The following is a 25,369-nucleotide window of genomic DNA, read 5'->3' as shown; positions in this document are numbered from 1 at the left end:
GATAAGGAGTGACTGTTCGGCCGATGTCCGCCGGCCGGCTCTGCCTTGTCAGGCACCGTCCGCGATCGGCGCGAGACGCCGTTCGAACCAGAGGTGGGCGAGCACCACCGAGGCCATGCAGATCACCAACGTCCGGCCGCCGGCACCGGTGGCGAACAAGCCGAGCAGAAGCGGGACCACGATGCCGGTGACGATCCGCGAAATCGTCCTCTGCAGATCAGAGCTGTGGCTGACGACACCGGTGACCACACCGAGGGCGAAGTACGTCGCGACGGCGCCGCACAGCAGCCAACGGCCCTGCTCGGGCAGCGGATCGGACCCGTGCTTCATCACCGCCGAGAGCGACACCGCCACCGTGGCCACGACGCCGCTGACCATGCAGTGCAAGCCGAGGGCGGCACGAGCGGGGATCCGCCCGGCCCGCAGGTGTGGCAAGCCGGCGTATCCGAAGACGACGGACAAGCCGAACATGCCGGCCAGCAACACGAACGATGCGAGTCCGGTGGCCAGTACGCCGACGTCGTAGTGCGCGTCGGCCGCGGCGCCGATGACCTGCACCACCGATTCGCCGAGCACGATGATCACGAAGAGCCCGAGTCGCTCGGAGAAGTGCGCCGGATGGACCGACACCCCGTGGATCGCAGGTAGGGTTCCCTCGCGGCGCACGCCGTGCACTGGCTGGTGCCGGATACCGGCTCGCGCGGTGAATGCCGCCTGGGCCTGCTTGAGGAGCTTGTTCCCGGACACGGCCAGGATCAGCAGCAGATCGAGGCCGATCCCGACCGCCCAGAGCGCCAGCATCCAGCGGCCGGGAACCCAGATCGACGCGATCCAGGGCAGAAGTCCCGTCGAGTACTGCACGACCGGGAAGTCCAGTAGTACTTCGCCTTTGCGCCACGACCGGGAGCCGTAGATGCGTGTGGCGATGTAGGCGATCGCGAAGACGGTCGGTGGGTGGGTGTCGCCGTCGTGGCCGAGCACCGAATGCGCCACGCCCGGCACGGACGCGACCATCACCCCGAGACCGAACATCCCGATCATCAGCCGGATCACGCGGGTCTTCCCGGCCGTGACGTTGCTGTACAGCATGAAGGTCGTCCACGACAGCCAGAAGGCCAGGAACAGCAGCGTGTAGAGACCGAGCGCCGCGGCGTCCGGTTCGGACCCGAGTACGTGTGCCAGGGCTGCCACGCCGGCCACGGCCACCAGGTCGAAGAACAGTTCCGTCCAGCTTGCGTGCCGCTCGGTCCTTGCGTCCTCGGGTTCGCCGGCGATGTTCGGGGCGTTCACGGATTTGGCAACTCCTCATGAAGGATCGTGGAATCCGCGGGGGAGCGGGGTGAGTCGTCCAGGGACTGCAGGCCGTGGTCGATGAAGTCGATCATCCAGGTGAAGCTGTCCTCGACACCCACGTCGATCTGGAATCCGCTGGCCACTTCCAGTGTCGCGAACCCGTGCAGCATGGTGCGCACCATCCGCAGAACGTGGATCTTCTGACCGGGATCGATCCCGTAGCCGTGCACCATCGCCGCCCAGGAGGCGAGCACCCGGTCGAGCGCCGCGATGAGCGGGTCGTCGGGTCCGGTCGGGCGGGCGGCGTTGCCCGCGGCGTACCGGCCGGGGTGGTGCTTCACATACGCCCGCATCGCTCGCGCGCCGGCGGCGAAGGCGTCACTGCCCGCCCGCCCCTGGGTCGCGTCGCGGATGGTGTCGGCGAGCTCGTTCGCGGCCTGGACCGCGATGCGGTGGACGAGGTCGGCCTGGCTGGCGACGTGCTTGTAGAGCGAGGGAGTCTTGACGCCGAGCCGCTCGGCGAGCAGGCCCATGCTGAGCTGGGCGAACCCGATTTCGTCGGCCAGTGCGGCAGCGGCCTCGGTGACCGTGGCCGGGGTGAGCCCGGCCCTAGGCACGAGTCAACGTCCTGTCCAGGAAAGGCCGGGCCAGTGCGACGACCTGATCGGGTGTCTGGACGTGCGGGTAGTGCCCGGCCCCTTCGATGACCGCCAGTTCACCGAGGCCTTGCGGCAGGTCGGCGATGATCTTCTCGCCCTCGGCGCGGGGGTCGGCCCAGTCGGGGTCGGCGCTGCCCTCGATGATCAGGACGGGGCAGCTGACGTGGGGCAGCTGCGCCCCGGCGTCGGCGGGGCTGGTTTTGCACATCGCCTGCAGGACCTTCATCCGGCCCGGCTCGCGCAGCTTCGTCTCGATGCGGGCCAGCTCGCCGTCCCAGTCGGCGGGCTTGACCGGCAACGCCACATCGAGGTACTTCAGCCAGTTCTCGACTCTGCCTCGCATGATGACCTGGGCCATCTGGGTGTAGCCGGCCCGGAAGCGCTTGACCCGCAGCAGCCCGCCGAGGTCGAAGGGCTGCGCGCGGGTGAACGGCGCCAGTTCGATGATGCCGGCGATCACCTCGGGCGCGGTGGCGGCCGCGATGGTCGCGGCGCCCCCACTGATCGACTGGCCGATGATCACGGCCGGGCCCCCGAGGTGGCGGATGAGGGCGACCAGGTCGCCGGCGATGTCGGTGCGGCTGTACCCGTCCCAGCCGAGGCTGGAGTCACCACAACCGCGGATGTCGACGTTGGCGACCCGGTAACCCTGCGCGGCCAGGGCCGGGGCGAGGAAGCGGTAGGAGTGGCGGCTGTCGCCGAGGCCGTGCGCCAGCACGACGAGGGGCCCCTCTCCCGTCACCTCGTAGGCGAGGGTGTTGCCGGCGATGTCCAGGTTCTCGGTCATGATGTTCTCCGTGACGTTGGCTAATTCAGTTCGCCGTAAAGCTAGCGTCATTAGCCAAGGGGGTCAACACCTTCCCCTCTTCGTCCCGGGCCTCCGTGCCGGCCCGGTGCAACGACCGGCTATCGGTCTGAACGGTGGACGTCCCGGCCGGGTCCCATGCCCGGGCGTGGGCCGGACCGTAGAGCCGGGTCTTGGTTCGGCCGGCGACCTCCGGTTCAGCCCAGGTGCTCGGGTCACCGAAGGCGAACTCGCCGCCGTGGCGGCGAGGCCGGCCCATGGTGCCGGGCGGATGTGGTGGCGCGGGACGGCGCAGCACCCGGTCCGAGCGCATCCGCACCAGCACAACGATCGGCAGATCGGCCAGGACATGGGACGCGCGAGGTCCGACGTAGCCGGCGCCGGCGACCAGCAGGATGTCCGGATCCCCGGACTGCCGATGTCCCCCGACGATCAGGCGATTCACCACACCACGCACCTGGGCCGCGGTCACGGTTGCGACATCGTCACCGGGCGCGAGCCTCACCACGTCCAGCGGCGCGGTGCAGGAACTGCGCTCGGCCGCCCGACTCCGGTGCCTTACCCGATCCCGCACGATGGTCCGGTCGGCGCCCTCCTCGACGCGGCCGGCCGGTCCCCCATGCGTGCCGCGCACCTGCACTTCAAGGTCAGCGCGCCCGGAAACGCACCCTTGTCACCTATATCTTCGTGCTTGGTGGCGAGTACTTGACGGGCGACGCGGTGTTTGGCGTCCAGTACCCGCTTCGACATCGTGCTTCCTCGCAGGCCGCTGCCGGCACCTGACCGCCACTGGGGTGGCCGCATTCGTCGATCGGCGTCCGGATCAGCGCGGAGCGGCCTGGGTGGCTGAAACACCAGTCCAGCCACAATGCCGATTACGGGACGTCCCTTAGCATGGTGGCTGGCTCCGTTCCGGCAGAGGCGAGGAAGCACCCATGACAGCACTGGCCGAACACGACTCCGGTACCGCGGCCCGGATTCTGGCCGCGGCGCGGGAGCTGGTGCTCAAACGCGGTGTCAAAGGCCTGACCGTGGCCGAGATCGCGCAGCGAGCACACGTCGGCAAGGGCACCGCCTACCTGTACTGGGACACCAAGGAGGACCTGGTGTTCGGCCTGATCGCCCGGGAATTCGTGGCCCTCGCCGACGAGGAGATCGACCTCCTGACCCAGGACCCGGACAGCAGCCGTCCCCACCGGCTGTGCCCGCGGTTGGTCCGGGCTGCCCTCGATCACCCGTTCGTGCGCGCGCTGCAGACCGGCGACGCCGACCTGCTCGGCGTCCTCGCCGGGCATCCACGCAGCGTGGAGCTGCTCGACGTGCTGGGCCCGGCCGCGTTCATGTACACGGTCCTGCCGGTGTGGCGCGAACACCGGCTGGCCCGCACCGACTGGCCCCTCGACGAGCAGGCCTTCGCGTTGCAGGCGCTCATGACCGGTTTCCTCGACACGGCCACCCGCCCACCGGGTTCTCCCGGCGTCGCCGTCGACGATCCTGACCAGGTCATCGCCGCGGCGGTGACAGCGTTGCTGGGGCCCGGGAAAGCCAGGTCTGCCGACGTGCGCGCGGTGGCCGGCGAAGGTCTGCGGCTGCTGCGTGAGGGACGCGAGACCGTGCTCGCCATGATCACGGCCAAACAGGAGAAGAAAGCGGACTGAACCCGCTGATGACGCCGCGAACGAGACGCGGCGGGTTGAGGCTCAACCGTACTTGAGGTCCTCACCGGTGACCGGCCGTCCGGGCAGCCGGCTACCGGGCTGTGCTCGCAGGCCGTCCACCATGAGCGTCGCGGTACGTTCGAACGCGAGCGCGGCGAGCTCGGGTACGGCCGCGGGGTGGCGCAGGATCAGCGAATAGCAATACACGATGTCGCCGGCGGTGACGTCGGTGCGGAGGGTGCCCTCGAACTGCGCCGCCTGGACGAGAGCGTCGAGCTGGGTGATCAGTTCCTGCTGGATTCCGGCAGTTTCGGGGTCGTCTTGCAGGATCTCCCGCGCTCGAGGCGAGAACAGCAGCAGCTGGGCCCCTGCTTGCCGGGGGAGTGACCGGCTGAGCAGGCGCACTATCGCGTCCCATGCCGCGGGCTCTTCGGCGGCGGCCGCGCGGAGGTCGGTGAGGACGGCGGCGAGAGTCTCTCTCGCCACGGCGCGGACCAGGGTTTCCCGGTCCGGAAATCGACGGTAGAGGGTGCCGATCCCGACGCCGGCGGTGCGCGCGATCGTCTCCAGCGGCGCGTCCGGACCGTCGAGGGCAAACACCTTACGGGCAGCAGCGAGGATCTGATCCCGATTGCGTTCGGCGTCCGCTCGCAACTTGGGCCGCCCAGCCGAGGTCATCGCTTCTCCCGACGGTGAGTCGGACCTCGTGCTGACCATATGGTCGACTTGGTCAGAAAGTCCAGTCGGCGGTCAGGGCCGGCGAGTGGATGGCGCGGCCGTCGACTGCCGGACGACGAGCTGGGCCGAGAGCGAGGTGGCGAACCGGCGTGGCCGGGGTTCGCCGCGGAGTTGCCGGTGCAGTTGCCGGAACGCCTCAGTGCCCATCGCCTGCAGCGGTGCGGTGGTGGTGGTGAGCGGTGGGACGCAGAAATCCGCGTAGTAGACGTCGCCGAAGCCGATTACGCTGAGCGCGTCCGGCACGGGCACGCCGGCTTCGGCCAGCCCGCTTCCAGGCCCGTCACCGGCCGGCCCGTTCGTCAAGCTGCACACTCGCTCCCGGTGCATACACCGACCGGAACTCCTCCACCGCTCCGGCATCGTGCACCGCGCGGTCGAAGATCTTGATGTAGCGGTCGAGCACCGTTTCGGTGGTAGTCGCTGTCCCAGCCATCATTGTTCCTCCATTTGGTTCACTCGAACCGGTTCTATTTCTTGGTTTCTTGCGTGGTTTCCTGGCTGGTGGTGATCAGGGTGAGCGCGGCTTCGCCTCGGCCTCGCAGCAAGCGCAGGCCCAGCATGGCTGCTGCGCGGACCTCGGCGGTGCCGGCTTTTTCGGGGCCGAGCAGTTCCATCAGTGCGGCCGGGCCGAACATGTCGGCGTCGCCGGTCTGCAGGGCGCGCATGAACGGGTGGTCGAGGCGAGCCGGACCAGGGCAGAGCCGGTGTGGGCGGCTGAGGTCCGGGTCGGCGGTCAGGGCGGCGATCTCGTTGTCCGTGGCGGCCAGGAAGTCGCGGGCGAAGAGCTCGAGCACGAGGTCTCCCTTGGTGTCCCAGTACAGGTAGGCCGGGCCCTTGCCGACGTGTGCTCGGTGCGCGATCTCGGCGACGGTGAGGCCCTTGACGCCGCGCTTGAGCACCAGCGCTGAGGATCCGGGCGGCCGTTCCGGAGTCGTGTTCGGTCGATGCCGTCATGAGGTTTTCCTTGCTGTACCGACCTGGGCCGTCCGAGAGGCCCTCAGGCTAGGGCGATGTCGGTGTCCTTCAGTTGTCCCGACTTGTCGCGGGTCCGCAGCTGCCGGAGCAGGGACGAGGCCACCGGAAGCCGCATCGCCGTGGTCATGGCCTTGCGGAGCGCGAGCTCGAGCGTCGAGCCCGGGACGAAGAACTGCCGTTGCTGGATCCCGTTGCGCTGGAAGGCTTCGATGTGGGGCTGCAGGGTACGGTCCCATTCGGCCAGGGCGCGTGGCACGTCGCCGGGGTGGCGTTCGAGGATGGTGCCGAGCAGGTCGGCCCCCGACATCCCCATCGAGACGCCCATTCCGGCGTAGAGGGTCACGCACCACGCCGAGTCGCCGACGAGGACGACCCGGCCCCGGTGCCGGCTGTCCATGTGGACCTGCTCGACCGAGTCGAACAGCACGTCCTCGGCGGTTTCCAAGGCGTCGAGGACTTCGCCGAGCGTGCGGCCGGTCGGTTCGGGGCCGAACGCGGCTCGCACTCGCTGGACAGGCGGTTGCCGGAACTCGGCGTCCACGTCGTCGGTGTGGTAGTTCAGCAGCACCGTCTGCGGGCTGCCGTCGAAGGGGAAGAGCCACATCGACCGGTTGTTCTCGATCAGCGTGGCGCCGTCGGCGGGGTGAAGGTCACTGAGCGGCACGGGTAGTTGGAAGGCGACCGCCATGTAGTTCAGCCGGCGCAGGTACTTTTGGTGCGGCCCGAACACCAGCGACCGCACGGTGGAGCGTAGCCCGTCCGCGCCCACCACGAGATCGAACCGCTCGGTGACCTCGGTGTCGTCCGTGGTGTCGACCAGTGTGACGTCCACGCCGTCGGCGTCCTGTTCGATGCGGGCCGGGACGGTCGAGTAGCGGATTTCGACGTCGCCGGGCAGCGCGGCGAACGCGGCCTGTTCGATGTCGCCGCGCCGCATCATCCAGGGGCTTCCCGGCAGGTCGCCGTAGGCGGCGCCGGGCCGCCGGTTGCCTGCGCGGTCGATCTCGTAGTTGCTGCCGTTGGGGACGCGGTCGTGCAGGTTCTCGAGGATGCCCAGGCGTTGTGCGGCGGGACGGCCCCCGCCGAACAGTGCGATGAAGTACCCGCCGGTGCGCCGGGCCGGAGCCCGCTCGACGACGATCGGGGTCCAGCCGATCTGCCGTAGCCGAAGAGCAGTCGCGATCCCGCTGATGCCCAGCCCGACCACCAATGCTCGATGCTTCTCGCTGTGGGGGATTTCCATACCCCCACCCTAGTAAAACTGACTAAATTCGTCATGTGGTCATTCTGTGGCCTGCGTCACTGCAGAAGGCTCGTTGGTGTCGGAGAGCTTCTTCTCCGGCAGGAAGAAGGCCAGGATGATGCCGATGGCGAACACCGGTGCCAGGTAAGCGAACACCGGAACGAGCGCGTGCTGGTAGGCCGCCACGACCGTGTGCTGCAGGTCCGGCGGCAGGGAGCGGACCAGTGCGGGGGTCAACGACTGGACGTTCCCGGCCGCACCGGATCCCCGGGGCGGCAGCGTTTCCGTGAGCCGGGTGGTGAGGCGGTTGCTGAAGATCGCGCCGACCGCTGCGGTGCCGAGAGTGGCGCCGATTTCGCGGAAGAAGTTGTTGGCCGAGGTCGCGGTGCCGACGTCGGAGACCGGGAAGTCGTTCTGCACGGCCAGCACCAGTGTCTGCATGAGCAACCCGACTCCGGCGCCCAGCAGGAAGATGTATCCGCACAGCACCACGACGGGCGTACTTGTATCCAATGTGGACAGAAGTAGTGCGGTGCCGGTGACGATGGCGGTGCCCACGATCGGAAAGATCTTGTACCGGCCGGTCTTGCTGATCACCTGCCCTGACGAGACGGCGGTGGCCATCAGGCCCACCACCATCGGGATGAGCAGCAGGCCCGACTCGGTCGCGGTGTAGCCGTAGACCATCTGCAGGTAGGTCGGCAGGTAGCCGATGACCGCGAACATCCCGATGCCGACCACGATCAGGGCGATGAGCGTGGCGAAGTTGAAGATGCGGCTGCGGAACAGGCGCAGCGGGATGATCGGCTCGGTGGCCCGGCGCTGGGACAGGAAGAACACCACCCAGGCGAGCAGTCCTGCCGCGGCCAAGACCAGGATGACCGGGTCCGACCACTCGTAGGTGGTACCGCCCCACGTCGCGACCAGGACGGTGCACGAAACGGCCGCCGCCATCAGCGTGATTCCGACGTAGTCCAGCGGGATCTTGATCGCCTTGCGCGGCAGTTGCAGCGCGAAGCTGCACACGGCGAGCGCGATCAGGCCCAGCGGCAGGTTGATCCAGAACGCCCAGCGCCAGCCGACCGAGTCGGTGAACCAGCCGCCCAGCAGCGGTCCGGCCACGGACGACAGGCCGAAGATCGCGCCCATCGGCGCCATGTACTTCGCCCGCTGCCGCGGCGGGACGAGGTCGGCGATGATGGTCTGGGAAAGGATCATCAGGCCACCGCCGCCGAGCCCTTGGACCCCGCGGCCGATGATCAGCATCGTCATGTTCTGGGCCGCGCCCGCCACCGCCGAGCCCAGGACGAACAGGCTGATCGCGGTCAGGAACAGGGTTTTCCGGCCGATCAGGTCGCCCACCCGGCCGTAGACGGGCATGGTGATGGTCGCAGCGAGGATGTAGGCAGTGGTCACCCACGCCAGGTGGGACACGCCGTTCAGCTCGCCGACGATCGTGGGCAACGCCGTGGCCACGATGGTCTGGTCAAGGGAGGCCAGCAGCATCACGGTCATCAGGCCGAGGAAGATCAGCCCGAACCGGCGGGGCAGGGTACTGCCCGGAGCCTCGCCGGTCGAAATGGTGTCAGTCATGGGAAAACTCCCGGGTTCAGGGGGCCAGCAGGGTCCGGAGCAAGTCCATCGAGCGCTCGACGTAGGGGACCGGTGAGCCGTCGTCGGACGCCCGTGCCCACCGATCGAGGCCCTGTCGTACCGCCGCCAGTGCGATCGCGGCCATGAGCGCAGGCACCTCGTCACCGGCCTCCTCGCCCAGGCGCCGGCCCACGAGGTCCGCGATGTGCACCGCGAATGCGTCGAACCGAGCCAGCAGCACCGCCAGCACCTGCGGATGCTCGCGGGCCAGTTCGAACGCGGCGTGTACTTCCTCTCGCTGCGGCGGGTGCTCGGAAAAGTCACGCGTCAGTAGCCGGGTCAGCTCGGTGAGAACCTGCTTGGCCGGCGCCGGCCCGGCCGACACGAACTCCGCGGCGAGTTCTTCGGACAGCTCTGCGGGCCCTTGCACGATCGCCGCGTCCTTGTTCGGGAAGTAGTTGAAGAAGGTGCGCGGCGACACCCCGGCCTCGGCGCTGATCATTTCCACGGTGACCTTGTCGAAGCCGTGCGCGCGCGCCAAGTGCAGCGCGGCGAGGTGAATCTCGCGCTCGGTCTCGCGGCGGCGCCTGCTGCGCAGGCTCTCCCGGTTCGGTGCGTTCACGGAGACCATCATTGCACACTCTGCAAGACTTGCGGAACACGCATGTAGTGCAGTTCATGCACGATGTCGGGCGCGGAGCGTCTCCGCGCCCGACACGGGTGCTTCAGGCGTGGCACTGGTAGAGGGTCTGGCCACCGCCCACCATCGACAGGGGGAACGGAAGGGGCGTGGCCGGCCGGGGCGAGCCACCGTAGGCGGCCGGATCGACCGGCGTGCAGTGCTGTTCGACCCACTGCTGCCGCTGCCCCATCAGAGCACCCATGTCGCCGGACATCCCGCCGCCGAATCCGCGACCCGGGGGCGCCGCGGAGGCCCCGCTCGCGCTGCTCAGGACGAACTTCAGCCGGCCGTCGGCAACCCAGCCGGTGAGCTGGTCGAGGGAGGGCGAGGGGTCGGTGCCCATGAAGCCGCCCATGCCGATCACCGTCTCATCGGTGCCGATGATGTAGTTCGCCGACATCATCGCCGGGCTGTTGACGGCCAGTGTGATCGCCGCACCGTCGCTGTGCCGCTTCGCGTAGTCCACGATTCGCCGCTGCTCGTCGGTGAGCCCGCCGCCGGAGAACGGATTACCCATGCCCGCCAGTCCGTTCGCCGCGGCGGGGCTCGTCCCGGGCATACCCGGAGGCATCCCGGGCATCCCGGGCATTCCGGCGGGCATGCCGCCACCGAACCCGGCGGCCGCCGGACCGGCGGCGGCCAGCCCCATTCCCCCGCTCGACGTCGCCTGGAACGCGGTCCCGGCCGACCAGACTCCCGGTACGAGCAGAAGCGCGACCAGGCCCGCCACCAAGGCCGGTCGGCCAAGGGAACTGGTCCACGACGGGGAAAGCCGGCCGATCACCAGCCCGGCAACGGCCACCGCCGCCACGACCAGCAGCGCCCAGCGTGCCCATCCGTGCCAGGACGGAGCCCGGGAAGCCAGCACGAAGGCCCAGGCCGCGGTCAGCGCGATCGCGAGCGGCAGCAGCAGCCAGCCCATTCCTTCGGAGTCGCGGTAGGCGCGCCCGAACCGGACGAGCCCGGCCGCCGAGATCGCGGCGATCGCGGGCGCGAGCATGGTCGTGTAGTAGGGGTGCCAGATGCCCTGCGCGTAGCTGAACACCACCGCGGTGACGAGCAGCCAGCTGCCCCACAGGAGCCAGCCCCCACGCTGCGCCGGCTCTGCCGGGAGCTTGGCCCGCATCCGGCGGACACCGGCGACGGCGACGACCACCAGCACGAGCAGGGACAGCGGGAGGAGCCACGAGATCTGATCGCCGACACCGTCACCGAACATCCGGCCCAACCCGGTCCCGCCGCCGCCGAAGGCGGCCATGAGGCCCGAGGGCAGGCTCAAGCCCGGGGGGAGATCACCGGGCAGACCACCGGGGAAGCCGCCGCCGAAGGACATGTTGTTGTCGCCGCCGAAAACCCGGCCGAAGCCGTTGTAGCCGAAGATCAGGTTCCATGCGGTCCCGTCGGTGCTGCCGCCCATGTACGGCTTGTCGCCCGGCCACCAGTCGTGCAGCGCCACCCACCAGAACGACGAGACGATCAACGCCGCGCCGGCGGCGAGCAGGTCCATGATCTTCCGCTTGACCGGGGCGTCGGTGCCCGCGAAGCAGGCCAGCGCGATCCCCGGCACCACGATCCACGCCTGCAGCATCTTGGTGAGGAACCCGCAGCCGACGAAGAACGCGCACCAGACCAGCCAGGTGGTCCGGCCCCGGCCGGACTGGGCCTGGAGCGAGCGCGTGACCGCATAGGCCGCGGCGACGAGCAGCAGAACGAGCAGGGTGTCCGGGTTGGTGTCGCGGTTGATCGCCACCGTGATCGGGGTGAGCGCGAGAATGAGCGCGGCGAGCAGCGCCGCGTCCTCCCCGGCCCAGCGCCGGACGGTCCGGTGCAGCAGGAAGACCGCGGCGACGCCTTCGAGCACCTGGGGCAGCAGCAGCGCCCAGCCGTGATAGCCGAACACCAGCACCGAAATCGCCTGTGGCCACAGCGCCATCGGCGGCTTGTCCACAGTGAACACGCCATAGGAGTCGAAGGAGCCGAACAGGAAGTTCGTGACGCTGTGCGTCATCGACTTCACCGCGGCCGAGTAATAGGTGTTGCCGAGCCGGCCATCGCCGATCTTCCACGCGTACAGCAGCGCGGCGACGGCGCAGATCGCCCCGAGTGCCCACAGGCGCCAGCGGGTGCCGGCACGGGAACCCGGCACGGCAGGTGGTGCGGTGGCTGGTGCCCCGACGACGCTCACTTGCTCTTGTCCTTTCCGTTGTCGGTGTGGAAAACCCAGGCGCGCAGCAGCAGGAAGCGCCCGGCCGTGCCCAGGACCGAGGCCACGAGCAGCACCACCAGTTCCAGCCACCGGGCGGGGTTCGGCTCGATCCGGTCCAGGGCGAGCAAAGCCGCGGAAGTGAACGCGTAGTAGAGCCCGAAGACGGCGAGCCCCTGCAGGTGGATCCGGCCCCTCGACTTCGCGGCCGAGGTGAAGGTGAACCTGCGGTTGGCCTCGGTGTTGAACAGGGTGGTGAGGACCAGCGCGGCGAGGTTGGCCAGCAGGGCCGGCCACCACGTGCGGAACACCCCGTAGAGGGCGAGGTTCGCCGCGGTCGAGAGCACCCCGATCACGGCGAATGACAGCACTTGCCACGACAGGGCTCCGCCGGACCGGCCCAGCACCGCGTCCGGGTGTGCGGCCCTCGGCTCGGGCCTGCGCGGCAGGTCCGGCACTCGCGCGGCGCCGGAGGCCTTCGCGCGAGCCACCCTGATCAGGCCGCGGATGTCGTCGAGCGCGGTGCCCGCCACGTCGACCCTGGTGTCGGTGTCCTCCACCCAGTCGACCGGGACCTCGTGCACCCGGAGCCCGTTGTGCTCGGCGACCAGCAGCAGTTCGGTGTCGAAGAACCAGGAGTCGTCGGCCACCCGGTCCAGCAGAGGGCGGATCACGTCGGTGCGGGCCGCCTTGAACCCGCACTGCGCGTCGGAGAAGCGGGCGCCGTGCGTGAGCCGGATGATCCCGTTGTAGGAACGCGAGATGAACTCCCGTTTCGCGCCGCGCACGGTCCGGGCTCCCGGCGCGAGCCGTGAGCCGACGGCGAGGTCGGAATGCCCGTTGACCAGCGGTGCCACCAGGGGGAGCAGGGCGTTCAGGCCGGTGGAGAGGTCGACATCCATGTATCCGACGATGTCGGCGGTGCTGGTCCGCCAGCTTTCCCGGAGCGCCCGTCCGCGGCCCTTCCGGTCGAGGTGGCGGACCTCGACCCGGTCGAACTCCTCCGCCAGGGCCCGGGCCACACCGAGGGTGCCGTCGGTGCTGGCGTTGTCGACGACGACGATCTTCCAGGAAAACGGGAACTGTGCGATCAGGAACTCGTGCAGTACGCGGACACATCCGGGCAACGCCCGCTGCTCGTTGTACACCGGGATCACGATGTCCACGGTCGCGGTCCGCAGCGGTTCGGTGGGGTGTTCGGTGGCGGGTCCTCGAGTCGTGCTCCCCGGCAAGTCTTTCTCCGTTCGTGATGGCTCGGTGCCGGGAGCACGACGTTGTGTCCGGTCACCCATAAGGTGGACTCCGGCTCGTGAGAACCGCCTGGAATTCACCTGAGAAGATCGTGAGAGGGAGGTTTTTCACCGCCGGGCACCAGGGGCACGGCGTAACCTGCCGCCGGCGTGCCGAACAAGATCCCGGAGGTGATGGTCCATGCGCCTGCTCGTCGTGGACGACGACCCGGATGTCCGGGACAGCCTGCAGCGCAGCCTCGAGTTCGAAGGGTACGAAGTGGACACTGCGGGGGACGGGGCCCAGGCGCTGCGTCTGGTGCTGGCCGCCTCCGGCGGGGCACGGCCCGACCTCACGATCCTCGACCTGATGATGCCCGACGTGGACGGGATGGAGACCTGCCGCAGGCTGCGCGAGGCGGGCGACCGGATGCCGGTGCTGATGCTGACCGCCCGCGACGGCCTCGGCGACAAGGTGATGGGCCTGGACGCGGGCGCCGACGACTACCTGGTCAAGCCGTTCGCGCTGGAGGAGCTGCTGGCCAGGGTGCGGGCCCTGCTCAAGCTGAACCGCCGTCCTCCGGACGACCGGCCGGGTATGGCGCCGCGCGAGTTCGAGGACCTCCGGCTCGATCCCTCGAGCCGCGAGGTGACGAGGGCCGGGCGCCCGATCACGCTGACCCCCACCGAGTTCGACCTGCTGGCCGTCTTCCTCGACGCTCCGGGCCAGGTGCTGTCCCGAGCGCGCCTGCAGCAGGCGGTGTGGGGCCACGACCCCGGCACGAACAACCTGGACGTCTACATCGGGTACCTCCGGCGCAAGACCGAAGCGGGCGGGCGGCCCCGGTTGCTGCACACGGTTCGCGGCGTCGGATTCACCCTCCGCGTGACACCATGAGCAGGCCGCGCCGGCTGTCGCTGCGGGCCAGGGTCGCCCTGAGCACGGCGTGCATCGCGGCGGTGGCGATCGCCGGGATCAGCACCATCGCGTGGGTGACGACCCGGGACAGGTTGCACACCCAGCTCGACCAGGCCCTCCTCGAACTCGTACCGCCCGCCAACGTCTCGCCGCCCCCGGATGTGCCGGTGCCCAACGCCGAGTGGCTGTGCCGGGCGGCGCCGCCGGACCCAGGGATACAGCGATTCCTCGAAGGCATCCAGCTGCTGCGGGCCGGCGGCGGCTCGTGCGCGCCGTCCGGTGTCGACCCCGTCGAAACCTCCGCGCAGGACCGGACCGTGCGCGCCACGACGTTGCGCGACGGGCGGACCCGGTCGGGAAAGTCCGTGCGTGTCCTGCTCCAGCCGGTCGGCGAGGGGAACGTGCTGGTGGCGAGCCGGAACCTGGCCGAGATCGAGAACACCCTTGCCGGGTTGCGCGAGGTTCTGGTCGTGGTGTCGCTGCTCGGTGGCGCGCTGGCCGCCGCGGCGAGCCTGCTCGCGACCCGTCGCGCGGTCGCGCCGATGACGCGGTTGACCGCGACCGCCGAGGAGATCGCCCGCACCGAGGATCTCCAGCTCCCGGACGCCGTTTCCGGCCGTGACGAGGTCGGCCGGCTGGGCCGCGCGTTCGCCTCGATGATCGCCGCGCTCCAGGAATCCCGGCGCCGGCAGCACGAACTGGTCACCGACGCCGCTCACGAGCTGCGGACCCCGCTGACCAGCCTGCGCACCAACATCGATCTGCTGGCCCGCAGCGAGCAGACCGGGCGTCCGATTCCGGCCGAGCAGCGCGCGAAGATCATCGACCGGCTCCAGGCGCAAGCCGGCGAGTTCACCGACCTCGTCACCGAACTGGTCGTGCTCGCCCGTGACGAACGCGAACTGGCGCGAGAACAGGTCGCCGTGGACACGGTGATCGACCGGGCCGCCCGACGGGCGAGGAGCCGTGCCCCGGACCACCACTTCGACATCCACTGCCCGCCCTGGACGGTCGTCGGCGACGCGGCGGCCCTGGAGCGAACCGTGCTCAACCTGCTCGACAACGCCATCAAGTTCTCGCCCGCCGGTTCGACGGTGCGGGTGCGCTCGGAACCGGGCTGGATCACCGTCGTCGACGAGGGGCCGGGCCTGCCCGACGAGCATCGGACGCCGGCGTTCCAACGGTTCTGGCGTGCCCCCGGCGCCCGCGCCCTGCCCGGCTCGGGGCTCGGCCTCGCCATGGTGGCCGACACCGTCACCGCGCACGGGGGAGCCGTGCGTTTCGAGGACCCGCCGGGCGGCGGAGGAGCCTGCGTGCGGATCGAACTGCCGCACACGTGAAGCGTGTCCACCCTCGGCGGACCGCTCAGGCGGATGCCGACATCACCGAGCGGTCAGACCGTCTACGCGTCGCGGCGGGTGATGGCCAGAATGGCAGCGCCGAGGGCGGCCGCGACCCAGGCGGCGAGGACGGCGACTCCGGCGGCCGCGCCGAGTTTGCTCGGCGGTGACCGAGGTCGACGAGGTGGTCGACGGCCTGCCGGATGCCCTTCGTGTCGGCGGTGTGGATGCTGTCGACCCGCACGCCCGGCAGCCGGCGGCCCACCACGGCCACGACCGCGCGGCGGCCGAACTCGTCGAGTGCTGAGCGCTCGGCGTTCGGGCCGAGCAGGATGAGCGCTTCGCACCGCTGGCTCAGCATGGCCTCGACGGCCTTGGCCTCGTCCCGCGTCGGTGCCGTGGCCGACAGCAGGACGTCGTAGCCGAGCCGTTCGGCCTCCGGGTAGCTGCCTTCGACCAGGTCGGCCTGGAAGGACTGGTGCACTGTCACCATCACGCCCAGCGTCCGGCTGCGCCCGCGCGCCAGCAGCCGGGCGGCGTTGTCCGGGTGGTAGCCCAGTTCTTCGGCAGAACCGCTGACCTCGATGCCGACAGTTTCCGTTCGAACGTGCGGTTGGTCCGGTACTTGCGGACCTGTGCGCTTCATCCCTTGTGAACGGCGGCACCATCGGTGCGCCGTCCGTCGTTTCGCTGCTGTATACCGGGATGACTGAGCCTGAGCGCGCATCGCTGGGGGATCGCGCGTAAGGACGACGATGGCCGAGCCTCGGTTCGAACTGGTCCACATTTCCCCGGAGCAACTGCGGGGACGAGGGTACACCGGCTTGGCGGGCAAAGTCGTGTGGCGGTTTCTTTCCGCCAACAACCGCAGCCTGGCGCAGTCGGCAACGTCCTTTCCGGACGCTGTCTCCTGTGCCGACGCCGTGGGAGTGCTTCGCGACCGGCTCGCGCTGGCCGAGGTGATCACTGTGCGGGACACCCACGGGAAGTGGTTGTGGCAGCTGAGGATCGCGGGGGTCGCGGCCGGTGTGTCGGCGCGCAGTTACCAGCGGCGGCTGCACGCGGTCAATTCCGGTAATTCTTTTCGGGAACTCGCGGAACACAGTCCCGCGGTTTCCGGTGCACGTGTTCGTCCGTAGTTCACGCTCCGGCCCGGAGCAGTCCAGATCGCCGGGAAAGGCTCGCGTCCGGATGAGACAGGGGAGTGCGATGACCAGTGTGCTGACCGAGCCGCCGCGGACGGAGGTGCGGCGAAGAACCGGGGCCCCGGGCGGGGCCGACCGGGCGTTCCTCGCCGTGCTCCTGGGAGCCGGCGTGGTCGTGCTCGCGATCATGGTCACCGTCGGCGGGTTCCTGGTGAAGAACGGCGCCCAAGCACTCGACCTCGCCGGATTTTCCTTTCTCACCACCCAGACCTGGCAGCCGGACTCCGGGAACTTCGGCATCGCCGCCGTGCTGGTCGGCACCCTGCTGATCGCCGGCACTGCCCTCTGCGTCGCCTTCCCGCTGGCCTTCGGCGTGGCGTTGTACATCGCCGAATACGCCCCGGCCCGGCTGAAACGGGTGCTGGTCAGCCTGGTCGACCTGATGGCCGCCGTCCCGAGTGTCGTGTACGGCCTGTTCGGCGCCGTCTTCCTGCAGTGGAACGCCCTCGACGTGCCTCGCTGGCTCGCCGTCCACCTCGGCTGGTTCCCGCTGTTCACAGTGGACGGTTACGACGCCAACGACCCGCTGAGCAGTCAGACAGTGTTCGCCAGCTCGACCTTCTTCGCCGGGGTGATCGTCGGGATGATGGTCATGCCGATCACCTGCTCGGTGATGCGCGAGTCGTTTTCCCAGGCGCCGCCCGGAGAACGCGAAGGCGCCTACGCGCTCGGCGCGACGCGGTGGGGGATGATCCGCAGCGTCGTGCTGCCCTACGGCCGGGGCGGGATGATCGGCGGCACCATGCTCGGCCTCGGCCGGGCTCTCGGCGAGACGATCGCCGTCTACATGATCATCGCGCCGGTCTTCACCATCCAGCCACACGTCCTGCAGAGCGGCGCCAACTCGGTGTCCGCGCTGATCGCGCAGCAGTGGGCCGCGGCCAGCCCGTTCGGCCTCTCCGCGCTGATGGCCGCCGGGCTCGCGCTCTTCGCGCTGACCCTGCTGGTCAACTTCGGCGCGTCCGCGATCATCGCGCGCAGCCGGTCCGGCCAGGGCAGCGAAGCATGACCGACGCTCAGGAACGCCGGCGGGTCACGAGGCCCGGCCGGCTCCTCGACCGGGTCACCGTGCTGGGCGCGCTCGTCGCGGCCGTCGCGTTCACCGCGCTGGTCTTCGATCAGCTGGCGCCGTTCGGCGGGGTGATCGGGTTCGCCGTCCTCGCCTGGATCGTGTTCCTCGGCCTGTACGCACTGCTCGTGTCGCTGACCGAGAACGCACTCACCGTGCGAGATCGGCTCGTCTCCGCCGTGGTGTACAGCCTCGCGGCCTTCGCCTTGCTGGCCCTGGTGACGATCGTCGCCTACCCGGTGATCCGCGGCGTCGACGCGTTGAGCCACCTCAACTTCTTCACCCAGGACATGGCCACCGCGGGGCCGCTCGACCCGCTGTCCCAGGGCGGCGTCCTCCACGCCGTCGTGGGAACGCTGGAGCAGATCGCCATCGCGCTGGCGGTCACCGTCCCCTTGGGACTGACCTGCGCGGTGTACCTCAACGAGGTCCGGGGCACGTTTGCGCGGCTGGTCCGGACGATCGTCGACGCGATGACGGCGTTGCCGTCCATCGTGGCCGGGCTGTTCGTCTACGCCGCGCTGATCGTCGCGCTGGGGCTGGAGAAGTCCGGCCTTGCGGCGGGCTGCGCGATCAGCGTGATGATGCTGCCGATCGTCATCCGCGCGGCCGACGTCGTGATCCGGCTGGTGCCGGGCAACCTGCGGGAGGCGTCGCTGGCGCTGGGGGCGGGCCGGCTGCGGACGGCCTGGCATGTTGTCCTGCCAACCGCGCGGTCTGGTCTCACCACGGCGATCCTGCTCGGCACCGCGCGCGGCATCGGCGAGACGTCGCCGGTGCTGATCACCGCCGGGTTCACCGCCTACCTCAACGCGGACCCGCTGACCGGGCCGCAGATCTCGCTGCCGCTGGCGACCTTTTCGCTCGTCACCTCGCCGGAGGAGGCGATGAAGGCCCGCGGGTTCGGGGCCGCAGCGGTGCTCATGCTGCTCGTGCTGGTGGTGTTCGTGATCGCCCGGATCGCGGGCGGCCGTCCGGCCGGCGAGCTCTCGCGAGGCGCGCTCCGCCGCCGCGCGCGGGCTTCGGCCGCCGACCGCGAGCGGTTCGACGGCCGGATGGGGAGTGGGTCATGAGGAAACTCCGGGCGGTCGCCGCGGTGCTGGTGCTGGTCCTGCTCGGCCAGTCGACGGCCTTCGCGCAGAGCTACGTGCCGATCAGCGGCGCCGGCTCGACGTGGAGCTCCAACGCGCTGGACCAGTGGCGCAAGAACGTCGGCCAGTACGGGATGCGGATCAGTTTCGCCGCGACGGGGTCCACCGATGGCCGCAACCAGTTCAAGGCCGGCCAGGTCGACTTCGCCGTATCGGAGATCCCGTACGGGCTGACCGACGCCGGCGTCACCGACAACCCGCCGGCCGACCGCGGCTACGCGTACATGCCGATCGTCGCCGGCGGGACGTCGTTCATGTACAACCTGCACATCGGCGCCACGCGCGTGACGAACCTGCGGCTGTCCGGGCAGACGCTCACCGGCATCTTCACCGGGACCATCACGAACTGGGCCGATCCGGCCATCAAGACCGACAACCCGGGCCTGACCCTGCCCGCCCGCAAGATCATCCCGGTCGTGCGGTCGGACGGCTCGGGCACCAGCGCGCAGTTCACCACCTACATGGCGAGCCAGTTCGGCGGGGCGTGGGACGCGTTCTGCCGCAAGGCCGGCCGGGCGACGCCGTGCGGGTTCACCTCCAACTATCCGCTGGTGCCGCCGGTGGTCGGGCAGTCCGGTTCCCTCGGCGTGACCAACTACGTGCGCCAGGACCAGAGCGAAGGCGCGATCACCTACGTCGAGTACTCCTACGCGCGCAACGCGGGCTTCCCGATCGCCAAGGTGCTCAACAAGGCCGGGTACTACATCGAGCCGAAGGCCACCAGCGTGGCCGTGGCGCTGCTCGCCGCGGCGATCAAACCGGACCTCACCCAGGACCTCGGCGGCGTCTACGCCAACCTGGACGCGCGCACCTATCCGCTCTCGAGCTACAGCTACATGATCCTGCCGACGACCCCGACGTCGCCGTTCAACACCGACAAGGGCAAGACGCTGTCGGACTTCGCCTACTACTTCCTGTGCGAAGGCCAGCAGCAGGCCGACCAGCTCGGCTATTCGCCGCTGCCGAAGAACCTCGTGCAGGCCGGGCTCGACCAGGTCGCGCGAATCCCGGGCTCGACGAAAAAACCCACCGACATCTCGAAGTGCAACAACCCGACGTTCTCCCCGGACGGCACCAACCTGCTCGCCAAGAACGCGCCGCAGCCGTCGCCGTGCGACAAGATCGGCGTGTCGCAGTGCGGGGAGGGCACCGGGGGCGCCCGCGCGCCGACCCCGGTCACCGGCGGCGCCGGCCCGGGACCCGGCGCGCAGTCCGCGGCCGGCCCGAACGGCACCGTGGGCCCCGGCGGCACGAGCGTGACCCCGGGGGCGGACGGCACCACCGGCCCGGCGACCGGCGCGATCGACCCGGACACCGGGCTGGCGGTCAACGGCCAGAACGTCGCCGCGGGCGGCTCGTCGGTGCCGGTGTCGCTCGACCAACGCGACAACGCGACCGCCGCACTGCTCACCGCCCTCGCCGTCGCCCTCCTGCTCGGGCTGGTCATCGGCCCGCCGATCCTGGCCCGGCGCCTGGGCAAGGAGGAAGAGCGATGAAACTCGCCCGCCTGCTGCTCGCCGCGCTGCTGGCGACGGCCGCGCTCGCCGGCACCGGCCACGCCGAAGACGCCACCGGTTCGGCCGTCACGGTGTCCGGGACCGGCTCGTTCTCCGGGCTGAAGGTCACGGTCGGCCAGACCACCGACCTGATCAACCAGACCGTCCACCTCAGCTGGACCGGCGGCGCGCCGACGGGCCCCTCGGGCAACTTCGCCACCAACTACCTGCAGCTGATGCAGTGCTGGGGCGACGACCCGGCCGGCCCGGCGCGGGAGCAGTGCCAGTACGGCGGCCTCGCGGCGCAGGGTTCGCCGGTCGCGGGCGCCTGGGCGCGGCGGCGGCAGGTCAGCTACGGGTCCACCCTGGTCGATCCGCTGGAGACGCTGAAGCCCGAAGCGGGCCAGCAGGCGGTGGTGCCGTTCCGCTCGGTCACCGGCGTGACGACCACGTCGACCGGCGACTTCTTCACCGCCGGCACCACCAACGAGCTCCCGCTGGCGAAGACCCGGCTCGACGGCGGCGGCGAAGTCGACTTCGAGGTGCAGACCGCGCTCGAGTCCTACGGGCTCGGGTGCGGCACGGTGGTGAACGGCAGCCCGCGCTCGTGCTGGCTGGTCGTCGTCCCGCGCGGGACCACGGAGGTCGACGGCTCGACCGTCGGGGGCGACAACCGCCCGCAGCTGGACTCCTCCCCGCTGAGCGCGTCCAACTGGGCCAGCCACATCTCGATCCCGCTGAAGTTCCAGCCGGTCGGCGCGGCCTGCCCGATCGGTGCGGCGGAGCGGCCGACGTCGGGTGACGAGTTCCTGTCCGACGCCGTCCTGCGCTGGCAGCCGAAGCTCTGCTCCGGCGGCGGGACCGTCTTCGGCTTCACCCAGGTGCCCGACGGCGTCGCCCGCCAGACGGTCGTCTCGGACAACCCCGGGCTCGCGTTCCTGCGGGATCCGGTGCCGGCGGACCAGGTCACCCGGCCGCTGGTGTACGCGCCGGTCGCGCTGTCGGGACTGAGCGTCGCGTTCATCACCGAGCGGCAGTCGGCCGGCGAGGGGGTGGTGCCGCCGGCGATCTGGCAGCGCGACGGCGAGCAGATCGCCGACCTGAACCTCACCCCCCGGCTGCTCGCGAAGCTGCTCACCCAGTCCTACGTGCTGTCGCTGCCGGTGCGGCAGGACTACCTCAAGGGCAACCCGGACTCGCTGACCGCGGACCCCGAGTTCGTGGCGCTCAACCCGGAATTCACGGACTCCGGCCGCCTGATGTCCATTGTGGACGCACTAGTGCCCACGGTGGACATGGACGCGACCACGGCGCTGTGGCGCTGGATCGCCGCGGACAAGGACGCCACGGACTTCCTCAACGGTGTCCCGGACGCGAACGGCATGAAGGTCAACCCGAACTTCAAAGGCTTGAAGCTGCCGGTGTCGAACTTTCCGAAGGCCGACCTGACCTGCACCGGCACCGGCCTGCTCACCAGCTGCGCGCTCGACCTGCGGCCGCTGGCCGGGGACATGCACGAGGCCGGCCGCGCGATCAGCCGCGGCGACACGCTGGGCAAGGCGCCGACCGGCTTCGCGACGCCGGACGGAAAGCCGCAGCTCAAGGCGGTCGACCGGGAGCCGCAGGGCCAGCGGAGCCTGCTGGCGATCGTCGACACCCCGACCGCGGCGCGCTACGGCCTGCCGACCGCGAAGCTGCGCAACGCCTCGGGCGCGTTCGTCGCCCCGACGGACGCTTCGATGCTCGCCGCCGTCGCGGCCGCCAAGCCCGGCGCCGTCGGCGACGTCCTGCAGCTCGACCCGCTGACGACGGCGAAGGACGCCTACCCGCTGACGAATCTGGCCTACGCGGCCACCGCACCGTCCGCTTTGGACACCAGGGCGGGCGCCGACTACGCCACGTTCCTCAAGTACGCGGTGGGCGACGGCCAGCAGCCCGGAATCGCCTTCGGGCAGCTGCCCGCGGGGTACGTCCCGCTCCCGCCGGCGCTGCGGGCCCAGGCCGGCACGGCCGCGGACAGGATCGCCGCGGACGCCGGCAAGGCGCTCACCCCGCCGTCGGCGCCGGCTCCGGACGAGCCCGGCGGGGTGCCCGCCGGCGCCCTGGCGGCCGACCGGCCGCTTTCGGGCGGGCAACAGCCGCCCGCGACGTCGGCGCCGGCCTCCGCGCCCTTGCCGGCGAAGGCGGTGGCCACGCCGCCGCCCGCGTCGGCCGTCCAGCAGCCCGTGGCGCAGACGCGCCGGACGCCGGCCACGCCGGTGGGGTTCGTGCGGTACGTGCTGCTCATCCTGCTCGTGGCGGGCGCCGTGGCCGCCGCGTCCGGTCCGGCGCTGACGCGCTGGGGCAGCCGGGTGAGGAGGTGAGGGCCACGGCCCGCCGCGCGGGGAGCTGTCACTCCACCGCCCGACGAGCCGGGTGAACCCAGCAAGCCCGGTGTCGTAGCCGCGAAGACGGCGACACCGGCACGTCCGGGCACGAGCCCGGGCATTCCTGCTGCGAAAAGGATACCTGAAGTGCGTAAGAGACACGCTCTCGTCACGGTCGCTTCGGCGGCCATGCTGCTCGTGCTGGGTGGCGCCGCCCAGGCCGACCCGGCCGGCGCCCCCACCTTCCGCGACCTCGCCGGCGTCGGCTCGGACACCACCCAGGGCGTGGTGAACGGCCTCGCCGACGCGATCACCGTCGGTGGCGTCAAGGTCCTCGGTTCCTACGACGCGACCGGGTCCGCGACCATCACCACCAAGGACCCCGCCGTCAACGCCAACTGCACCATCCCGCGGCCGGCCGGCTCGGGCAACGGCGTGAACGCCCTCGTCGCCTCGCTCGACGGCAACACCGGCTGCGTGCAGTTCGCGCGGTCGTCGTCGAACAACTCGGCGAGCTACGCGGGCAAGAACCTCACCTACATCCCGTTCGCGGTGGACGCGGTCACCTACGCGGTCCGCGCCGACAGCTCGATCTCCAAGAAGCTCACGACCGCGCAGCTGAAGAGCATCTTCAACTGCACCGCGCCCGGCGTCGGCACGACGTACAAGCCGCTGCTGCCGCACTTCGGCTCGGGCACCCGGTCGTTCTTCCTGTCCCAGCTGGGCCTGACCGACGCGTTGAACTTCACGACGACCTTCTCGTGCGTGAAGGACGCCGACGCGGCGAACACCCCGATCGAAGAGAACACCGGCACGTTCCTCATCGAGCCGGCCAACGTCGCGCCGTACTCCATCGCCTCCTACCAGGCGCAGGTCAACGGCGTGATCCCGGCAGTGCAGGGCAAGGCCGTGCTGGCCACGCTCAACGGCATCTCGCCGACCGCGCTGAACACCAGCTCCTCCTTCAAGCGGGACGTCTACAACGTCATCCCGAGCGCCCAGAAGGGGAACGCGCCGTACAGCACCGTGTTCGTCGGCAGCAGCTCGGCGATCTGCCAGAACGCCGACCTGATCAAGAAGTACGGCTTCGGCCAGGCCGCCAACTGCGGCGACACCGCCATCGTCACGCCGTGAACGCCCGGAAAGGCAACGCACCCATGAGTTCCAGATCCGTCATGCGCCGGTTCGCCGTCGGCGCGGCCGTGCTCGGCACCGCCCTCGCGGCGATGTTCGGCTCGATCGCTCCGGCCTCGGCCGCCGTACCGCCGGGCACCCTCGGCACCCTCACCCTGAGCCCGGCCACGGGCCTCGACACGACGGCGGGCGTCGCCACGACGTCGGCAGGCTGCCCGGACACCTCGGACGCGTACTACATGTACGTCTACGGCCCCGGTGGCTTCACGAACGGTCTCATCGCGACGACCACCAGCAGCGTCAACTTCTCCACCACGGCGGGCTTCCCGATCCAGCAGGGCCTGTCGTTCAAGGACATCGCGCTGGACAACAGCACCACCGTCCAGCCGGGGCAGTACACCCTGGTGGCCAGCTGCGTCGACTCGTTCTCGCAGCAGGTCATGGGCACGTTCACCAAGGACATCTGGTTCACCGACGCCACGCACTTCCAGAGCACCGACCCGAACGCGCCGGTCACCACGACGACGTCGCTCGCGGTCTCCCCGGCGTCCCCGGCCACCCAGGGCAGCCCGGTCACGCTCACCGCGACGGTCACGCCGGCCTCGGCGGGCGGCACCGTGCAGTTCAAGGACGGCGCGGCGAACCTCGGCAGCCCGGTCGCCGTCTCCGGCGGCACCGCGGCGCTCACCACCTCGGCGCTGGGCACCGGCAGCCACTCGCTGACCGCGGTCTTCACCGGCGGTGCGGCGAATGTCGCCGGTTCGACGTCGCAGGCGGTGACGTTCCAGGTCAACGCGCCGGTCGCGACGCCGACCACGACCGCGCTCTCGGTCACCCCGAGCGGCACGGCCGCGCAGTACAGCTCGGTGATGCTGAACGCGTCGGTCACGCCCGCGGGTGCGGCCGGGTCGATCCAGTTCACCGACGGCGGTGCGAACCTGGGCAGCCCGGTCGCGCTGGCCGGCGGGACGGCTTCGCTGTCGTCGTCGACGCTGGCGGTGGGGGCGCACACGTTCACCGCGAAGTTCGTGCCCGCCAACGCGGCGGCGTACGTGGCGTCGGAGTCCGCTGGTGTGCCGCTGTCCGTGACGGCGTTCGCCGGAGTGGCCACTTCGGAGAACATCACCACCACCGTCACCGCCGGTGAGCTGCTGATCAGCGTGGCCAACCAGAACGTCACGCTGCCGTCGCCGGTCATGCTGCCCGACGCCTCGATGCTGCAGACTTCGGGCAACCTGAACCCGGTCACCGTCACCGACACCCGGGCGGGCAACCCGGGCTGGAACGTCTCCGGCCAGGCGACCGACTTCGGTGACGGCGCTTCGCACGCGATCAACGCCGGCAACCTCGGCTGGACTCCGTCGATCGTGGACAAGGTCGCGGCGCAGAACGTCACCGCGGGTCCGGCCGTCAACCCGGCCGCGGCGATCGCCCCCGGCACGGCCGCTCCGGCGGGCGCGGGCCTCGCCGGGTCCCGCACCCTGGCCACCGCCGCCGCGAACGGCGGCAACGGCACGGCGCACCTGACCGCCGGGCTTTCGCTCAACGTGCCGACGTCGACCGTCGCCGGCACCTACACCTCGGTCCTGACCCTCACCGCCATCTGATCAC

Annotated in this window: 25 protein-coding genes; 11 read left to right on the top strand and 14 right to left on the bottom strand. The window is 70.3% G+C overall.

What is annotated here, in order from left to right:
- Nucleotides 1–48: 48 nt before the first annotated feature.
- The 4 genes from ISP_RS29000 to ISP_RS28985 are packed head-to-tail and all read right to left on the bottom strand — an operon-like array spanning nucleotide 49 to nucleotide 3,391.
- Nucleotides 49–1,290 carry a low temperature requirement protein A gene (locus tag ISP_RS29000; RefSeq protein WP_013227490.1) on the bottom strand — a complete coding sequence of 414 codons (1,242 nt, stop codon included), beginning with the start codon at nucleotides 1,288–1,290 and terminating at the stop codon, nucleotides 49–51.
- Nucleotides 1,287–1,910 (bottom strand): TetR/AcrR family transcriptional regulator, encoded by a 624-nt coding sequence (locus tag ISP_RS28995; protein WP_013227489.1) that lies wholly within the window; start codon nucleotides 1,908–1,910, stop codon nucleotides 1,287–1,289. The genes ISP_RS29000 and ISP_RS28995 overlap by 4 nt, the downstream gene beginning before the upstream one ends.
- The gene (locus ISP_RS28990; RefSeq protein WP_013227488.1) at nucleotides 1,903–2,739 is read right to left on the bottom strand and encodes an alpha/beta fold hydrolase; all 837 of its coding nucleotides are present in this window, start codon (nucleotides 2,737–2,739) and stop codon (nucleotides 1,903–1,905) included. The genes ISP_RS28995 and ISP_RS28990 overlap by 8 nt, the downstream gene beginning before the upstream one ends.
- 25 nt (nucleotides 2,740–2,764) lie before the next feature.
- Nucleotides 2,765–3,391: a transposase gene (locus tag ISP_RS28985; RefSeq protein ID WP_013227487.1), complete on the bottom strand. Its 627-nt coding sequence runs from the start codon at nucleotides 3,389–3,391 to the stop codon at nucleotides 2,765–2,767.
- Here ISP_RS28985 and ISP_RS48335 point away from each other — a divergent pair.
- Together ISP_RS48335 and ISP_RS28980 are read left to right on the top strand one after the other, a co-directional pair.
- Complete coding sequence (locus ISP_RS48335) at nucleotides 3,323–3,466, top strand: dioxygenase family protein (RefSeq protein WP_235190542.1); 144 nt, start codon at nucleotides 3,323–3,325, stop codon at nucleotides 3,464–3,466. The genes ISP_RS28985 and ISP_RS48335 overlap by 69 nt on opposite strands.
- Nucleotides 3,467–3,692: 226 nt before the next feature.
- Nucleotides 3,693–4,415 (top strand): TetR/AcrR family transcriptional regulator, encoded by a 723-nt coding sequence (locus ISP_RS28980; RefSeq protein ID WP_013227486.1) that lies wholly within the window; start codon nucleotides 3,693–3,695, stop codon nucleotides 4,413–4,415.
- Nucleotides 4,416–4,457: 42 nt separating this feature from the next.
- On the opposite strand, the gene ISP_RS28975 is transcribed toward ISP_RS28980, so the two are convergent.
- The 9 genes from ISP_RS28975 to ISP_RS28935 form a co-directional block, all read right to left on the bottom strand.
- Nucleotides 4,458–5,093 (bottom strand): TetR/AcrR family transcriptional regulator, encoded by a 636-nt coding sequence (locus ISP_RS28975; protein WP_013227485.1) that lies wholly within the window; start codon nucleotides 5,091–5,093, stop codon nucleotides 4,458–4,460.
- 72 nt (nucleotides 5,094–5,165) lie between these two features.
- A complete protein-coding gene (locus ISP_RS28970; protein WP_230468958.1) occupies nucleotides 5,166–5,465 on the bottom strand; it encodes a substrate-binding domain-containing protein in 300 nt (99 codons plus the stop codon).
- Complete coding sequence (locus ISP_RS28965; protein ID WP_265049934.1) at nucleotides 5,434–5,556, bottom strand: hypothetical protein; 123 nt, start codon at nucleotides 5,554–5,556, stop codon at nucleotides 5,434–5,436. The genes ISP_RS28970 and ISP_RS28965 overlap by 32 nt, the downstream gene beginning before the upstream one ends.
- A 64-nt stretch (nucleotides 5,557–5,620) precedes the next feature.
- Entirely contained in the window at nucleotides 5,621–6,052 is a 432-nt protein-coding gene (locus ISP_RS28960; protein ID WP_013227483.1) for a TetR family transcriptional regulator, read from the bottom strand.
- Nucleotides 6,053–6,150: 98 nt separating this feature from the next.
- Nucleotides 6,151–7,371: an FAD-dependent monooxygenase gene (locus ISP_RS28955; RefSeq protein ID WP_230468418.1), complete on the bottom strand. Its 1,221-nt coding sequence runs from the start codon at nucleotides 7,369–7,371 to the stop codon at nucleotides 6,151–6,153.
- A gap of 39 nt (nucleotides 7,372–7,410) precedes the next feature.
- Nucleotides 7,411–8,964, bottom strand: coding sequence for an MDR family MFS transporter (locus tag ISP_RS28950; protein ID WP_013227481.1), 1,554 nt, complete (start codon nucleotides 8,962–8,964; stop codon nucleotides 7,411–7,413).
- A 16-nt stretch (nucleotides 8,965–8,980) separates the two neighbouring features.
- On the bottom strand, nucleotides 8,981–9,595 hold the full coding sequence (locus ISP_RS28945; RefSeq protein ID WP_230468417.1) for a TetR/AcrR family transcriptional regulator: 615 nt from the start codon (nucleotides 9,593–9,595) through the stop codon (nucleotides 8,981–8,983).
- A 94-nt stretch (nucleotides 9,596–9,689) separates the two neighbouring features.
- Nucleotides 9,690–11,831 carry an ArnT family glycosyltransferase gene (locus ISP_RS28940; protein ID WP_013227479.1) on the bottom strand — a complete coding sequence of 714 codons (2,142 nt, stop codon included), beginning with the start codon at nucleotides 11,829–11,831 and terminating at the stop codon, nucleotides 9,690–9,692.
- Nucleotides 11,828–13,081 (bottom strand): bifunctional glycosyltransferase family 2/GtrA family protein, encoded by a 1,254-nt coding sequence (locus ISP_RS28935; protein ID WP_013227478.1) that lies wholly within the window; start codon nucleotides 13,079–13,081, stop codon nucleotides 11,828–11,830. The genes ISP_RS28940 and ISP_RS28935 overlap by 4 nt, the downstream gene beginning before the upstream one ends.
- Before the next feature lie 199 nt (nucleotides 13,082–13,280).
- Between ISP_RS28935 and ISP_RS28930 the strand changes: the two genes are divergently transcribed.
- Together ISP_RS28930 and ISP_RS28925 are read left to right on the top strand one after the other, a co-directional pair.
- A complete protein-coding gene (locus ISP_RS28930; protein WP_013227477.1) occupies nucleotides 13,281–13,976 on the top strand; it encodes a response regulator transcription factor in 696 nt (231 codons plus the stop codon).
- Complete coding sequence (locus ISP_RS28925; protein ID WP_013227476.1) at nucleotides 13,973–15,337, top strand: HAMP domain-containing sensor histidine kinase; 1,365 nt, start codon at nucleotides 13,973–13,975, stop codon at nucleotides 15,335–15,337. The genes ISP_RS28930 and ISP_RS28925 overlap by 4 nt, the downstream gene beginning before the upstream one ends.
- A 25-nt stretch (nucleotides 15,338–15,362) precedes the next feature.
- Here the strand turns inward: ISP_RS28925 and ISP_RS28920 are convergent, their stop codons facing one another.
- Nucleotides 15,363–15,983, bottom strand: coding sequence for a LacI family DNA-binding transcriptional regulator (locus ISP_RS28920; protein WP_013227475.1), 621 nt, complete (start codon nucleotides 15,981–15,983; stop codon nucleotides 15,363–15,365).
- A gap of 109 nt (nucleotides 15,984–16,092) precedes the next feature.
- On the opposite strand from ISP_RS28920, the gene ISP_RS28915 reads away from it, so the two are divergent.
- From ISP_RS28915 to ISP_RS28885, 7 genes are all read left to right on the top strand, one after another.
- Nucleotides 16,093–16,476, top strand: coding sequence for a hypothetical protein (locus tag ISP_RS28915; RefSeq protein WP_141748475.1), 384 nt, complete (start codon nucleotides 16,093–16,095; stop codon nucleotides 16,474–16,476).
- A 70-nt stretch (nucleotides 16,477–16,546) separates the two neighbouring features.
- On the top strand, nucleotides 16,547–17,551 hold the full coding sequence (pstC, locus tag ISP_RS28910) for a phosphate ABC transporter permease subunit PstC (protein WP_013227474.1): 1,005 nt from the start codon (nucleotides 16,547–16,549) through the stop codon (nucleotides 17,549–17,551).
- Nucleotides 17,548–18,684 (top strand): phosphate ABC transporter permease PstA, encoded by a 1,137-nt coding sequence (gene pstA / locus ISP_RS28905; RefSeq protein WP_013227473.1) that lies wholly within the window; start codon nucleotides 17,548–17,550, stop codon nucleotides 18,682–18,684. Before pstC ends, pstA begins: the two co-directional genes overlap by 4 nt.
- Nucleotides 18,681–20,258 carry a phosphate ABC transporter substrate-binding protein PstS gene (gene pstS, locus ISP_RS28900; protein ID WP_013227472.1) on the top strand — a complete coding sequence of 526 codons (1,578 nt, stop codon included), beginning with the start codon at nucleotides 18,681–18,683 and terminating at the stop codon, nucleotides 20,256–20,258. Before pstA ends, pstS begins: the two co-directional genes overlap by 4 nt.
- Entirely contained in the window at nucleotides 20,255–22,621 is a 2,367-nt protein-coding gene (locus tag ISP_RS28895) for a type 2 periplasmic-binding domain-containing protein (RefSeq protein ID WP_013227471.1), read from the top strand. Before pstS ends, ISP_RS28895 begins: the two co-directional genes overlap by 4 nt.
- A gap of 150 nt (nucleotides 22,622–22,771) precedes the next feature.
- The gene (locus ISP_RS28890) at nucleotides 22,772–23,758 is read left to right on the top strand and encodes a hypothetical protein (RefSeq protein WP_230468416.1); all 987 of its coding nucleotides are present in this window, start codon (nucleotides 22,772–22,774) and stop codon (nucleotides 23,756–23,758) included.
- Nucleotides 23,759–23,781: 23 nt separating this feature from the next.
- Nucleotides 23,782–25,365 (top strand): Ig-like domain-containing protein, encoded by a 1,584-nt coding sequence (locus ISP_RS28885; RefSeq protein WP_230468415.1) that lies wholly within the window; start codon nucleotides 23,782–23,784, stop codon nucleotides 25,363–25,365.
- The last annotated feature ends 4 nt before the right edge of the window (nucleotides 25,366–25,369 follow it).

It is taken from the genome of Amycolatopsis mediterranei (genome assembly GCF_026017845.1).
Classification (GTDB): domain Bacteria; phylum Actinomycetota; class Actinomycetes; order Mycobacteriales; family Pseudonocardiaceae; genus Amycolatopsis; species Amycolatopsis mediterranei.
The sequence above is the reverse complement of the archived record's forward strand: the minus strand, read 5'-3'. Positions and strand labels throughout refer to the sequence as shown.

Bases quoted from the DNA above. Each gene is read 5' to 3' on its own strand.
- ISP_RS28990 (WP_013227488.1), bottom strand. From the start codon at position 2,739: ATGACCGAGAACCTGGACATCGCCGGCAACACCCTCGCCTACGAGGTG.
- ISP_RS28980 (WP_013227486.1), top strand. From the start codon at position 3,693: ATGACAGCACTGGCCGAACACGACTCCGGTACCGCGGCCCGGATTCTG.
- ISP_RS28975 (WP_013227485.1), bottom strand. From the start codon at position 5,093: ATGACCTCGGCTGGGCGGCCCAAGTTGCGAGCGGACGCCGAACGCAAT.
- ISP_RS28955 (WP_230468418.1), bottom strand. From the start codon at position 7,371: ATGGAAATCCCCCACAGCGAGAAGCATCGAGCATTGGTGGTCGGGCTG.
- ISP_RS28950 (WP_013227481.1), bottom strand. From the start codon at position 8,964: ATGACTGACACCATTTCGACCGGCGAGGCTCCGGGCAGTACCCTGCCC.
- ISP_RS28945 (WP_230468417.1), bottom strand. From the start codon at position 9,595: ATGGTCTCCGTGAACGCACCGAACCGGGAGAGCCTGCGCAGCAGGCGC.
- ISP_RS28930 (WP_013227477.1), top strand. From the start codon at position 13,281: ATGCGCCTGCTCGTCGTGGACGACGACCCGGATGTCCGGGACAGCCTG.
- ISP_RS28925 (WP_013227476.1), top strand. From the start codon at position 13,973: ATGAGCAGGCCGCGCCGGCTGTCGCTGCGGGCCAGGGTCGCCCTGAGC.
- ISP_RS28920 (WP_013227475.1), bottom strand. From the start codon at position 15,983: ATGAAGCGCACAGGTCCGCAAGTACCGGACCAACCGCACGTTCGAACG.
- ISP_RS28915 (WP_141748475.1), top strand. From the start codon at position 16,093: ATGGCCGAGCCTCGGTTCGAACTGGTCCACATTTCCCCGGAGCAACTG.
- pstC (WP_013227474.1), top strand. From the start codon at position 16,547: ATGACCAGTGTGCTGACCGAGCCGCCGCGGACGGAGGTGCGGCGAAGA.
- pstA (WP_013227473.1), top strand. From the start codon at position 17,548: ATGACCGACGCTCAGGAACGCCGGCGGGTCACGAGGCCCGGCCGGCTC.
- pstS (WP_013227472.1), top strand. From the start codon at position 18,681: ATGAGGAAACTCCGGGCGGTCGCCGCGGTGCTGGTGCTGGTCCTGCTC.
- ISP_RS28895 (WP_013227471.1), top strand. From the start codon at position 20,255: ATGAAACTCGCCCGCCTGCTGCTCGCCGCGCTGCTGGCGACGGCCGCG.
- ISP_RS28885 (WP_230468415.1), top strand. From the start codon at position 23,782: ATGAGTTCCAGATCCGTCATGCGCCGGTTCGCCGTCGGCGCGGCCGTG.